The 14,483-nt window shown below is 69.3% G+C and carries 2 protein-coding genes and 2 pseudogenes; all 4 read left to right on the plus strand.

Going from position 1 to position 14,483, the window contains the following annotated elements; genetic code table 11:
• Positions 1-933: 933 nt before the first annotated feature.
• A pseudogene (locus AB0A97_RS28350) lies at positions 934-3,963 on the plus strand (DEAD/DEAH box helicase); the annotation flags it as partial.
• Positions 3,964-4,384: 421 nt separating this feature from the next.
• A pseudogene (locus tag AB0A97_RS28355) lies at positions 4,385-4,510 on the plus strand (helicase-related protein); the annotation flags it as partial.
• A 1,280-nt stretch (positions 4,511-5,790) separates the two neighbouring features.
• Complete coding sequence (locus AB0A97_RS28360) at positions 5,791-8,154, plus strand: hypothetical protein (protein ID WP_361155127.1); 2,364 nt, start codon at positions 5,791-5,793, stop codon at positions 8,152-8,154.
• Between the two features lie 57 nt (positions 8,155-8,211).
• Positions 8,212-14,328, plus strand: a complete 6,117-nt coding sequence (locus AB0A97_RS28365; RefSeq protein WP_361155129.1) for a hypothetical protein — start codon at positions 8,212-8,214, stop codon at positions 14,326-14,328.
• Positions 14,329-14,483 lie beyond the last annotated feature (155 nt).

Consider the following 14,483-nt stretch of genomic DNA (forward strand, 5'->3'; position numbering starts at 1 on the left):
ATGCCCGAGCAGCGGCTTGCCCGGCTGGTCGGCGAAGCAGTCCAGGCCGGGTTGCTGCGCGAGGAGTTTGATGTGCTCTTCGCTGTCAAAGAGGCCTCCGTCCCAGGGCCGACGACACCGAGTACCCCGGAGCCGGACTCTGCTTCTTCGGCCGGGCAGCACCTGACGAGGGCCGTGCTCATCGATGCGGAGAGCATCGTCCGCACCATCACAGCCGAGCCGTATGTGCAGCGCGATGTCTACGAGGTGGCTGCCCAGCGGTTCGGAGCGGATCAGGGGTGGGTGTCCGCGCGACCGGCCTGGCACCGGTACGTCAACCTCGGTGATGTGGCGGACCAGGTGGTCGAGCCTGCCGTACACACCGCTGTCAGGAAGGAGGGCAGGCCTGCTTCCCAGGTGTGGCGGGAGCTGGCCGCATACACAGCCACCGCAGATGTCGTCGTCGCCTACAACGGGACGGGACTTGACTTCTCACTGATCCGGGAAGCCGCTGAAGCGGCCGGTTGTGAGGATCCCCTCGCAGGGCGACGGACGGTGGACGCGTTGTACCTGGCTCTTGCTCTGTGGCCCACTGCGCCCACGCACCGTCTCCACTTCCTCGCGGCCGACACCGGGGTGAACACCGAAGATCTGCGAGCGCATGTAGCGTTCGACGACGTGCGCTTGCTCGCCCGGCTCCTGGAGCGGGCAGCCGACCAACTCGTCGCTTTGGGTGCCGGGACGAACTCACTCATCGCTGAGGTGTGCCATGACTCGGACGCCTGGCGCCTGCTGTTCGAGCTCGCGTACGGCACGCAGATGCTGCAACGGGAGCGGCGCACCTGGGAGAGGCGGGAGGTGGCCGACCTGCTGGCCGGCACTCTTGCCACGCACCGACCGGTACGCACTTCAGGCACGCGGCGTGCCCCTGTGGAGCTTGCCCCGGAACTGGTCATGAACGACGGCCGGGTGGATCCGACGGCACTGGCCCGGATCGTGCACGGTGCCAGGGTCGAACCACGCCCCGAGCAGCAGCGAATGACCGCTGCGCTGCAGACGTGGACCGAACGCGGTGTGGGAGGCCTGCTCGAAGCGCCCACCGGAACCGGCAAGAGCTACGCCATCCTCGCCGCCGCTCTGGATTTCCTGGCCGCCGATCCACGTCGCACCGCCGTGATAGCGACCTTCACCAAGCAACTGCAGAGCCAGCTCGCTCGCGACATAGCGGATCTGCAGCAAGCTGTTCCCGGGCTGCTCGCCGTCACCGACTTGGTCAAGGGCGCCGTCAATCGTGTGTCGCTGTCCGCACTCAATCAGGCACTCGCCGACTCCACCCGAATTCGTTCCGGCCGGCGTCGCCGTGACGGCTTCACCGCTCACCCGCGCTTCCGTGAACTCGCCGTCTTCCTTGCGCTGCGACTGCGCGCTGCCACCAAGCCCCCGCTGACCTGGACAGCGCGTTCCGTGGATCCGGTCGACGTACCGGCCTTCTTCTCCGACTACGCGGGCCCGCTGCTTCCGCTGTGGCTGGAGTCGCTTTCCCAACGCGACGGCGACTTCAGCGCCGGTTCCGGCAGCAGCCTGGCCTGCCATACCGACACCGTACGCGAGGCAGTGGCCGGGCACCGACTGGTCCTCGCGAACCACGCCCTTGCCTTGGCACACCTCGACGACCTTCAGTCCCTCGGCCGCGACACCCTCCTCGTCCTCGACGAGGCCCACGAGCTGGAGAACGCGGCCACCGCCGCCCTCACCGACCAGATCGACTACCAGGAGCTCGAAGCTCTTCTGACCGACCTTCTCGCCTGGGTCGACGAAAGCAGCAGCGACGACGGCCGAGTGGCTGTCGCCGGCCTCGATCGCCTGCTGGACGACGAGCAGTTACCGCGGCAGGCCGCTCAGGTCCTGGACGCTCAGGTCAAGGGCGTCGGGGTGCGCATCGGCAGCCGTTCGGTCACCTTGATCGGTCCGTACAGCGGCACCGCACACAGCCGCCAGGTCCGCCGCCTCTCCCGCTGCCTCGCACGCAGTGCCCGGGCCGTCGACAGTGCTCGTGCCGAGGTGGAACGGTACCTGACACAGAACTCCGCAACCTTGGAATTGCTCGCCCGGGAAAGGGCGGAGCGCCTCGTCCAGCACGCCGAGGATGTCGCCGACCGGCTAAACCGCCTCACCACGTGCATCGACGCGTTCCTGTCTCCTGCTCCGACGCTGACTGACGCGCTCCCTTCGCGCGTGGTCTATGTCGAAGAGCTGGCGGAACCCGACAGCCATCTGCGCGCTTATCGGTTCCGCATCGCTGCCAGCCCCGTCGATCTGCCAGCTTCCCCTGAGTGGCGTCGTTTCCTCGACTCCTTCGACCGTGTTCAGTACGTCTCCGCGACGCTGCGTGTCGGCGGTGACTGGGAATTCATCCGTGGCCGTCTCGGCCTGTCCCCCTCCCTGCCCCGGCTGTCTCTGCCGTCGCCGTTCGACCTGCGTCGTCAGGCCGAGCTTGTGTGTTTCTCCGACTTTCCTTCGTGGGCGGAGCAGGAGGAAGGGGCCGTTCGTGTCGTCGCACACCAGCTCGCCGGATTCGCCGAGGAGATGGTCGGCAAGCGTCCGGGCGGCGGTGGTTGGGACGGCGGCGCCATGGTCCTCACCACGGCCAAGGCCACGGCTGCGGGTATCGGTGCCCACCTCGTCGAACAGTTCGCCGCCCGCGGGATCACGGTCCCGGTGGCCGAGGCGTTGACGCTCGGCAACGGCCGCGCGTACCAAACCTTCACGGACCAGGAGAGCGGCGGTGGCTTTCTCGTCGGCACCCGAGGGCTGTGGCAGGGCGTCGATGTGTCCGACCCTGCACGGCTGCGACTGGTGTGGATCAACAAGCTGCCGTTCGCGCCGTTCGCTGCGCCGGTGATCGAGGCACGCAGAGCCGCAGTGCGCGAACGTGCCGCCGAGGCGGGCCACCCGGACCCCGACGGTGCCGCCACCGAGCAGTACTACCTGCCCCTCGCAGCGCTCCAATTACGGCAGGCGGTCGGGCGGCTGATCCGCTCGTCCCGCCACCGCGGCGTCATCGTCGTCAGCGACCGCAAGCTGGGCGGACACAGCGCCCTGCGCCGCCTCTACCGCCGCGCCTTCCTCGGCAGTCTCGACGACGGACTGGAGCGTCCCGACCCGCAGACCGGTGAGACCGGGGGCGGCAACGTGACGACCATGGCGGACGGCTGGCAGCGCATATGGACCTTCCTCGCCGGCTCGGGGCTCCTTGACCACACCCGTGCGGCCGAGCTGTGTACAGAAGAGGCACTCGCCCGGCACACTCTGCTACCGTACACGCGCCGTATTCACGCCCTCCGGCTCAGCACTGAGGAGGAGACAGACCTCAGGGTGAAGGGGCTTCTGGCTGATGAGGTCTGTGCCCGAGCGGCCGAGGTCGCCGGTCTGCTGGGCCTGTCCGACGAGCCGGTCGCCCTGAAGCCCGCACAGCTCACTGCGATCAGGGCGGTCGCCCAGGGCCGTAACGTTCTCGGCCTCCTGCCCACCGGGTTCGGCAAGAGCTTCACCTTCCAGCTGCCCGCGCTCCTGCTGCCCGGTGTGACCATCGTCGTGAGCCCCCTCGTCGCGCTCATGCACGACCAGGCACTGGAACTGAACCGGTCCATCGGCGGCGCGGTCCGTGCTCTGATCTCGCCGCTACGTGAGTCCAGCAGCCGCGCAGGCAAGACCGAAGTGGCCGATCAGCTCCTCGGCCGTGCCGAGCACGGCATCCGCCTCGTCTACGTGAGCCCCGAACGACTGTGCCAGAGCCGTTTCCAGACCCTCGTGCGCCGGGCGGCCGAGGCCGGGGTCGTACGGCGCATCGCTATCGACGAGGCGCACACCCTCGTCCAGTGGGAGGACTTCCGGCCGAGCACGCGCCGCATCGGACGGTTCCTCGGCGAAATACGCGATCGGCACGGTGTCGCCGTGACCGCCGTGACAGCCACCGCGAACCGCTCGGTCCACGAAGCACTGCGCACCCGACTGTTCGATGTGGCCTGTGACATCCCGGAGCCGGGCTCTCCCCAAGAGGAGCGGGAGGCCGCGGGCGAAGATGCGAACGGTGGTCTGGTGACCGTGCGGGAGAACCCCATACGTCCCGAGCTCTCCCTGCACCGCCGCACCATGCGCCAACTCGGTCCGAGCGGAGTCACGGGGCTGGTGGAGCAGGTTGTCGATGTGCTTGAGGGGCACGCCATTCTGTACTGCCTCACCGTCAAGGAAGTCAACAGCCTCTACACGCACCTATGTGAGTACCTGGGTGACGCAGCGGTACGCATCATGCGTTTCCACGGCCGGCTCACCGAGGTCGAGAAGGCCGCGACCATGACCGCCTTCCGGGAGGCGCCCCACGAGGACGAAGCCGGTTGTGCCTGTTGTCGTCGTCGCCACCTCGGCCTTCGGCCTCGGCGTCAACCGCCCCGATGTGCGGACCGTGCTGTGCGTCTCACCGCCCCCCGACCTGTCAGCCCTGTACCAGCAGATCGGCCGCGCCGGACGTGACAGCGCGGGCGGGGGAGGTGCCCCGGGCCGGCCGGCCAACGTGGGCCTGGCGCTTGCCACCGGCCGGAGCCTGCGCACCGCACGTTTCATGGCCGGACAGGATCTTCCGGTGCCCGCACTGCGCCGGGCCGCTGAGCTGCTGCTCTCCCTCCCGGACGGCAGCTTCGCCGCTGTCGACGTGGCTGAGCAGCTGATGGCGGAGGAAGTGGCGCGGGGCACGCTGACCGAGAGCGAGCTGTCCGACCGCCATCAACGGGAGCGCCACCAAGCCGCGGTCATGCGGGCGTTCAGCGTCCTCGCCGACCTCGGCACGGTGACCGACCTCGGCGATCATCCGCCGCTGTGTGCCGTCAGGCCCGGCGACATCCCCGGCACCGAACGGCCGGCCGGGTCCACTGCTCAGGAGGGTCAGGTCATCGAAGATGCCGTCGTCCGGGCCGCACTGACCTGGCGTACCCCGCACCGGGTCGACGTCCTGGCACTTGACCGGGAGCTGGCGCGTGACCTTCCGGGCTACCGGGACGTGGCCGACGGCCCCGCGGCCACCTGGGAGCTCCTGATCGATGTGCACGACCGCGGTCTGCTCGATGTTTCGGCCGCGCCCAGCCATCACCTGGTCACCGGCCTGCACGTCCACCGGCGAGCCGTCCCCGCCGGCTATCTCTCCCTCATGACGCGGAGGTCTGCCGGAGTCGCTGAGGAACTCGACCGGCTGCGCGCTTTCTTCGACGCGCCGGACCGTTGCGCCCAGCGGTTCCTTGCCGACTACTTCGGTGTCGGTGACTTACCGGAAGGGAGCTGTGCCCAGGCCGACTGCCGCTGCTCGGCCTGCTGGAACCGGGGGGACTGGCCACGAGGTGAGCACCGCCCCGCTGTCGCCGAAGCGTTCGCCGGGCTGCGCCCGCACGACGGCGGAGGCGCCGACGCCACCCTGCGCGATCATCACGTCGACCGTCAGGTCCACCGGCTTCTCCAGCTCCAGCCGCGCGGCATGCACCCCAGGCGCCTGCTGCACGCACTGCGCGGTGACGAGAGCGCGTACCACGCGGGCGAACGGCGTATGGTGCCGTTGCCCGAGAGCCTGCGCGCCAGCCGCTACTTCGGAGGTCGGGCCGGCATCACCCAGGGGCAGGTGGACGAGAGCCTCTCACGCCTCGCGGCAGCAGGCAGGGCTGAGCAAAACGACAGGGGACTGTGGCACGCACTGTCCGGAAGCCTCGCCGTGCCCCACCGCGCGGTTCTGTCTCGCCCCGCCATCAGCAACCAGCAGGGGGAGCCCCGATGAGCATGCTCGCCATTCCTCCGTCCGCCGTTCCGCCACCTCGGCCCGCACAGTCGGCTCCTGACGTCTGGCGCCCCTACGAGCACGACCCGGTGTTCACGCCTGTGATGGCGCGCTCCCCCAAGGACACTCCACCGGCGGACCTGGTACGGCTACGTCGCTACCTGGAGACCGTGGCGCTCGACCGCTCCGGGCCTCTGCACACCGCTGTCGCCTTCAACGCCGCCTACTTCGGTTACGAACCAGGCGGTGAAGGCTACGGCAACGGTCCCTTCGACCTGGATGTGTTCCCCGTTCTGACCTGGGGCGAGGAGACACCCGCGGTTCCGGTGGGTGCCATGGTCCGGGTCGACACCGGCGGTTCCAGCAAGCTGCTGTACGCGGAGGTGGTCTACAAGGAGGGCCGGCACCCGGAGGCCACCGAGGACGGCCTGGTCTTCCCGGCCTGGGTCTCCGGAGCTCCGGCCGGTGCGTCCGGACCGGGCGAGGTGGCGGAGGCGCGGGCGGGCCTGCGCCGGGAGTTGCTGGTGCCGGACCTGGAGGCGTTCGGCCCCGCCCTCCACCTGGACGAGCCGAAGCTGCGGGCGCTGCTCAACCGGGGGAAGTGGCTGAACGCCGACGCTCATCTGGTCGTTCACGGGCGTTACAGCGGTACCGCTCCGGCCGGTGAGGCCGAGGAGTTCGTCGAGCACCTGCTCACCGTCCAGCGGGAATCACTGCTCCACCCGAATGTGCCGGTCTCGATCGCCCACCTCGCGGCGGGCATCGGCACAGAAGACCTGCGGGCTGCGTTGCTCAACCTGCTCGCAGTGGTCCGGCGCGCCCTGCGAGGCAGCGACGTGTTGCGGTTGTGGCAGGAATACGCGCTGCCGCGGTCCCGGCTCGCCGAGCGGCTTGCCTCCTCCGGAGCACTGGGGCGCGAGGACATGATCGCCCTGTCCCGTTCGGTGACGAACCCGCCCGACACCGGCCGTCGTCGGCACGGACTCGCCACCTCGCACGCCCGCTACCTGCCTGTAGGGCCGGCCTTGCGCGCGATCGGTGGTGCCGCGCCGCTGCTGTCCGGAGTGGGGTATGCGGTCTCGGTCTGCCAGGCCAATCTGGTGATCGCCGACTGTTTGCACAGCGAGTCGGAGGACGGACTCTTCGCGAAGACCGACGTTCGCGTCAGTTTGGACGACGGCTTCGAACAGGGTGGGGTGTGGCGCACCCACCGGCCTGGCTCCGGAGAGGGCGAAACGGGGGACCCGTTGACGCCTGCGGGGCGCGGCTGGCTGGATGCAGTCGCCGGGACAGTACCCGATCGCGCTGCGCAGGCGGGGCCCGCTGCCCCGGACGCCGCATCGGAACCCACCGCGGCGGAGCCCGACCTCGAACCGGTCGATGCGCCACTGCCCGAAGCCGAAGGGCTCGGTCTCTCCCACGGTCTGCGTGTGGACGACAGCGAGATCACCTGGCGTCAGCCGCTGCGGCTCGCTCATCTCCTGGAGGATCGTCTGCCGTTGCGGCCGCTCGTCCTGACGCACCTGCGCGACCACGGATGCGACCTCAGCACAGTACGGCTGGAACTGCTTCACCGCGGTGGTGAACTCGATCCGGACGAGGCCACGCAGGATGTCGCCCTGGTCGGTGACGACGAAGGAGGCGAGCTCACCGATGTCCAGTGGCCCTTCGACTTCTTCCCCGGTCTGTTTCTCACCGTCCAGTGGCCCAGGGGAGGACGTGTCATCCGCGTCTCCACCACCGAGCTGGACCAGCCTGTCGAGATCGACGGCTGCTACATCGGCCATGAGTTCGACCCTCGGGTTCTCACCCGGGACTCCGCACCCGGAAGCGACCGCAGCGTCGACTCCCCGGCCGGGCTCGACCCGCGCCACCTGGTGCTGCGCGCCGTTCGCCGGTGCGGTCTGCTGTCCCTGGACGGACACGCCCTTCTCGATCGCGCGGCGCTGCCACGGGCCGTGTACGGTGACGTCCCGCCCCAGTCCCAGGCCGACGCGCTGGACCAGGCAGCGGAGGAGCTCGTCGCGGAGCGCCGACTGTACGCGGCGACCGGCAGCCGGGACACGCACGGTGTCCCGCACCATCCGGCGCGCGAGAACGAGACCCGTATCCCGTTGGTCGGCTACGACCCGGCGCCAAGGCCCACACGCCGTCGGCCCGCCGGTCACGTCGCCTCCGCCAAGCGCATGCGACCGGAATACTTCGTGCACGGATTCCTCCGGCGCCTGCCGGCCGGCCAAGAGGCCAGCGAGGACCGGCGCATCGCTTACCGGGAGCACTCCCGTCTGCTGGGCAAGGCGGACGGCTGGGAGCTCCCGACCGGCTACACCTACGTCACGGGCCACGCCCGCAGCCGCTGATGCCGACGGTTCCGGACTCGGACCCGTCACTCATCCCAGAGGAGAGCTGACCGCCTGATGGCACCGCACTACCACGACGTGACAGAGTCGCTGCACGTAACTCCCCGGCAGTTGCGCTCACGGCTGAGGAGCTTCGCGGACGCGCTGAACACACTGGAGCATTCCGTATGCGACGCCTTGGACCAACTCTCCGCCGATGATGTGGAGGTGGCGCTCAACGCGCTCACGCCCAAGGGTAAGCAGTACATGCTGCAATCGGTCCGCATTCGCAAGATAGCCCCGCGTCGCGTCGGCAGGACGCTCAGCGAGCAGGTTCTCGTACGAGCCCGCCAGCTCCAGGACGAGAGCGGCCGGGCACACCTGGCCCAGCACCTGACAGAGCGGATCTACGTGGATCTGGTGGACAGCGGCATCACCGCGGAGGGCCGGGAAGCCGAGCCCGCCCGCCCTTTGCGCTGGAGCGCCGCACTGCTGCGGCTCACGGTCTTCTGCCGCATGGCAGCTTCTGTCGAAGGAGCCCATCTGCTGTTGTGGGTGGCCCGGCAGCCCTGGTCCTCCGGCGTGGTCGACCTCACCGCGCTGGAGGCTGCGTGCGGGTACGCCGAGGCCGTCATCGAGGAAGCGGAAGCCCTGCAAGAAGATCCCCACTGCCGCCAAGTGCCCACGACCGAGGGCTCGCCTGTCGAGCGACCTGCTCCGGAACGGGACGAACCCACTCAGGTGGCGTCCTCCGACCCCGCCGCGCTCTACGCTCAAGCGGAAGCAGCGGTGACTGCTGGACGCGAAGCTGCGGAACGGATCCACCGCGCCCTCGATGACGGGCGACCGCCCACCGACACGGATCTTGCCACCCTCAATGCCGTGGCCCCGGCGTTCCAGGCTGCCCGCCGCGGACTGCCCGCCGTGAGCGACGAGGCCCTCCTATGCCTTGCCGACCTCGCGGCCGCAACGGAGGCGCTCAGCGCCGAGCGCACCAGGGATGTCGCCACCCGCACTGCACTGACCCAGCTGGCAGCCGCCACCTGCGCTCCTGACAGTGCGATCGCCGGTCCGCTCGCCGATGCCCGAAGCCGGGCGAGCGCCCTGCTGGCCGAGCAGACGTGGAGTGCCGCGCAACGCGACGAGGCAGGCACCCTGGAACAGCTGGTGCACGTGGTGCTGCTCGGTGCACAGCCGGACACCACCACGGATCTGCGCGCTGCCCAGCGGCGAGTTGCTCAGGCGGCGGCCCAATACTCCGTGCTCCTGCTCCTGGCGGACCAAGTACAGTTGCCCGGCAGGGCGCCGACGGACGGAGCGCAGCTCCGAGAGAGCGCACAAGCCGGCACCGGACCGCAGTCGATGACCACTGCGGCCGAGGAAAGCGGTCCTGCCGTACCGGAAGAAGCGGCCCGTGAGGCCGAGAGTGAGGCTGGCCGGGAGCCTTCGTCCGAGCCCGCGGACGACACGCATGATGCTGCCCATGGCGAGGCCACGACACCGGACCAACAGAGCACGACGCCGCTTGAACAGACCGTTGCCGAGGCGCCCGACAGGAAACGGCCGTCGGAGCCGGAGAATGTGGCACCGCGTTCCGCCGCCCTTCTCACCGGCGGGCCGGCGGAGCAGACCTGCTCGGCGACCGAGCAGACGCCGGGACCGGCGGTGGAGCCGGAGCCGACTGCTCAGCTCCGTGCTGTCGTGCCGCAGCAATGGCCCGGGCAGAAGTCCCGTGCGGCCACCGCTCTGTCGCCCCTACCCATGTCCGGCGCCGCGGCACCTGCTGCTGTGTTCGACCTCGATGCCGTCCTGGCGCGGCTCGTCCGCGAACGCAGGTACGGGCTGGCAGCCCACCTTTCCCGGGCGGCTGAGCGACCCGCCACCGAGGAACGTGCCCTGCGCCTGGCGGGCCTCGCGACGGCCCTGCGGCTGCGGGGCGACCGGGCCTGCTCAGCGGTCGTCGAGACGCTCTTCGACTCCGAGGCGGACTTCGCCGGAGAGGGTGCGGCGCACCTGCTGGTGCTGCCGGCTCTCCTCAGGGCGGCGCTTGTCACGGGGGAGCACATCGTGGGTGCAGCGCTCAAGGAACTGCCGGCACGGTTGCCCGACGCAATGGGGCAGATGGCCGGGGGCGTCGCTCAGCGCACACTCGAGGGCGCCTTGGCCCTCGCACCCCTCAGCGTCGTTCTCGCCGGTGCGCCGGGTGCCGAACAGCGGTTGCGGGAAGCGACCGACGCCTGCCGGGACCTGCTCAGAGCCCCGCACATCCGCTACCACAGAGCCACCAAGCTGGTGGAACGCTGGCTGGAGCGCGGCGGCGTGCTCGGCCCTGCACTGCACGCCATCACGGAAGGGGCGGCCGACGCCGACGACCGGGCCACGGCTCTGCTGCAGGAGATCGGACGACGTTCGGACATCGAAGCCGCGATCGACCGCCTCGACGCCAAGCTGCGCGGCTCCCGCGCGCCGCTGCAGGGAGCCGGGCGGAATGACGTACGGCAGTTCGCCGAGCGGGTCCGCGAGAGCGTGCGCATCTGGCAGCTGGCCCGCCGTGAGGCGGTGACGGCTCGCTCGGCCGAGCAGGGCTGGGCCGTGGAGACGGTTTCCGTGCTGCGCACGCGGCTGCTCGCACTCGGCGACGTCGCGCTCGACGAGCTGGCGGCCGAGGAGCGGCAGACCGATCCGCTCGCCGCCGCGGCTTCCTTCACGGCCCGTAGTGAACTGTCCGCGCTGCTGGGCGAGTTGCGTGAAGAGGTGCAAACTCCGCGGTCCGCCGTGATTGAGGACCCCCGGCGCATCCTCGATGTCGAACTCCTCAAGGTCGGTGCGCCGCACGACGGCGTACCCCGTCTGGAAGACCTGTTGCAGGCGGTCGACGCGGACTGGGAGCGGGCACTCACCCGACAGATCGGGCATGACCACTTCTCAGCGGTCTGTGTCATCGCCCACCTGCACGCCCGGGGCGTCCTGCCCGGTGGTGACGGCTTCGAACTGGACGAGAGCCGCCTCGATCAGTTGCTGGCGAAGGAAGAGCTGCGCAAGCGGCAACTCAGCGAGCGCCGGGCGGAGCTGATCGCCGAGGTCGGGCGGGCGGAGGCCGAGGACGCCGTCACGCCGGAACAGGGGATTCACCTGCGGGAGCTCCTCGCCGACGCTGCCGAGTGCACCGAGTCGGGACAACTGCGTGAACTGATGGACATTCGGCGCAACCTCGACCTTGTCGACGACCTCGTCCCGCAGTACAGGAACCAGGCCACGCAGGAGCTGCGTAAACGGCTCGACACCCTGCCCGGCGCCAGCCCCGAGGAGCGCGAACAGGTCGAGCGTGCCCTGGAGTACGGCAACCTGGGTACGGCCGCCGAGTTGGTCTACTTCCTCGAACTCGACGAGAAGATGCCCGAGATGCGGCTCCAGGAGTCCCGTTTCGAGGAGTTCTTCCCGGAGGTCCCCGCAGCGCTCTCGGACGGTCTGACGCCCGAGGTGATCGAGTCCGTCCGTACTCGTGGCCGACACCCCGGCTGTGCAGTCCTGGACTACTCCGGGCTCTCCGCGGAAGAGGCGGAACGCACCGCGGACGCCCTGCGACGCTGGACCAAGCTGGCCACCACTCGGCAACGCCACGACATCAATCCGCGTGAGGACCTCAGCCCTGCCGTGGCCCTGCTTGGTTACCAGGCACGGGCCCGTCGCCTCGACAAGATGCAGCGCGGCCGTGACTACGGGTTCGCCGAGCTGTACGAAACCACGGTGACCGGCCGTGCCTGGGCGCCCGCCTTCGGTTCGCACATCGCCGACAACGGACGCAAACTGCGCTTGCTGCTGGTGTGGGGACAACCGTCAGCCCGGCGGCTGATGGACCTGGTCGGGCTCGACCCGGACCAGTCCAGCTTGTTGGTGGTGCACTTCGGCACCATGAGCACCGCAGTCCGCGCCGATCTGGCCGTGGCCGCGCAGGGCGCCCGCCCGCTGCTGGTCGTCGACGATGCCGCGCTCGCCTACCTCGCCGCGCACGGGCGCAGAGGTGTCGACGCGGCGACCGAGATCCTGTTGCCGTTCTCTTCCGTCAACCCGTACATCAAGGAGAAGCGGGGCCGCATCGGCTGGGAGATGTTCTACGGGCGCGACACCGAGCGCAAGAGCATCCTGGACCCCGACGGTACGCAGGTGCTCTACGGCGGTCGCGGGCTCGGCAAGTCGGCATTGCTCGCTGACGCCGGTGAGCAGTTCGAGAAGCAGCGTCCGGGTGTGTACCGCAAGCTCTACGTCAATCTGGACCCGCTGAGCATGAGCCGTGCCACGTCCACCGGGGCCGAAGCGGTCTGGCCGGAGCTGGAGCGCCGGCTCGTCGGTGAGGGGATTCTCGCCGAGCCGAAGGGCCAGGCCGCTCGAATGGAGCCGTGGCGCCGGGTCCAGGACGGTATCGAGTACTGGCTCCGCGAGGACCCCGAACGACGGTTGCTGGTCCTGCTGGACGAGTGCGACGGATTCTTCGAGGCCGACGCCGTACGGCGGTGCAGCGAGACCCGCCGGCTGCGTGCGCTTGCGGAACTCTCCGACGCGACCCGGAACCGGGCGAAGGTCGTCTTCGCGGGCCTGCACTCGGTGCAGCGCTTCACCCGGCACGTGCAGAACACGCCGTTCAACCAGATGGCGCAGAACCCCACCGTGGTCGGCCCGCTCAAACCACAGTTCGCTGCCGACCTGCTGCTGTATCCGATGCGGGCGCTCGGTTACGAGTTCGCCGACACCGACCTGGTCAACCGGGTCCTCGGCTTCTGCTCGTACCAGCCCTTCCTGCTGCAGATATTCGGCCACCGGCTGGTGCGTGCGATGCAGGTCAAGCGGCTGAGGGAGCGGAAACAGCCGCCCAACCAGATCGACGGTGACGACATCTCGGCGGTCGAGCAGGACCCTGACCTGCGTGCGGAGATCACCAAGGCGTTCCAGGCCACGCTCGACTTGGACGACTGCTATCGCGTCGTGGCCGACGTGCTCGCCCGCCACGCCCGCGAAAGGGGGCTGCAGACCCGGCTCAGCGACCGGGAGCTGCGCGAGGAGTGCGAGACGTGGTGGCGTGCGGGATTCCACCGTCTGGACAGTGTGAGCTTCCGGGCGTACCTGGAGGAGATGGTCGGTCTGGGTATCCTCGCCCCCAACCATGACGGTGCCGGCTGGCACCTGCGGGGTCCCAACGCCCTGCGAATGATCGGCACCGCTGACGAGATCGAGTCACGGCTGCTGCGTGCCGAGGAAGACTGCCGTCTTCAGGACACCGTCGTACTGGAACGCCGCCCACGGATTCTCCAAGGCGACCGCTCCGCCCCGCTCACTGTCAACCAGATCGACTATGTACGCGGGGACGGCAGCCGCAATCTCGTACGTGTCGTGCTGGGTTCCGAGGCAACGGGTGTCGGCCATGTCGCCGACACGTTGTACCTCACCACCCTTCAGGCGCCCCGCTGGTCACCCGTCGTCACGTGCAGTGCGCATGGCTACCGCAAAGAGCTGCAGGAAACGGTGCAGGACGAGCACCGGCTGGTGGTCAGTGATCTGCGGGCCAAGCCGGTGAAGGTGAACCGTTGTCTCGAGTCCCTCACCGAGGCGCGGGACCTGCTGCCTGACAATGGCACCCGCACTGTCGCTCTGGTGTCCGGTACCAGCCAACTCGGCTTCTGGCACGAGCTTTTCACGAGCCCCGAGACGGCTCTGGCCGACCACGGCGAACTGGTCGTGCTCAAGCGCCTGGACGTCCACGGCGTGCGGGACTGGGCGCAGGACCACGGCCTGTTCGAAACGGAGCAGCGTCTCGAAATGCTGGCTGCCGCGACCGGTGGCTGGCCGCTGCTGCTCGACCGCGCAGCGGAAGAACACGAGCGCTGCCGTGATCAGGACCGCGCGTTGAGGCGTGTCGACGAGGGGTTGAAGAGCGCCGAAGGTGCCGAACGGTTCGTGGAAGCCATCGGTCTGTCGGACGATGAGGGCTTGTGCAAGGCGTACGAGGTGCTCTTGGCGGAGTTCGGGACCGAGTGGAGCGAGTACGAGGACCATCTGACTGCTCTCGCAGTGGCCGACATCGAACCGGAACGGGCAGGGCCGCTGCTCACGTGCCTGGACGCTCTGCAGGTGTTCGACGATGACGGTGGCCGGCGGCGCTTGGAACGGGTGCTGGCGCGGGCTTGGGAGAACGTGCCGTAGCGCGCCGGCGCCGGGCGATGCACGTGTGACCGCGGCGGCTGCGGCCACACACGCATCGCCGACCACGTCTGTCGTGGAAGGCGGGGCGGGCGGCTCCTGCCCAGTGCCTCCTCAGCGCCCTACACCCCGCGCCCCCGCCCCGCCATACTGAACGG

It is taken from the genome of Streptomyces sp. NPDC045470, assembly GCF_040646595.1.
Taxonomy (GTDB): Bacteria; Actinomycetota; Actinomycetes; order Streptomycetales; family Streptomycetaceae; genus Streptomyces.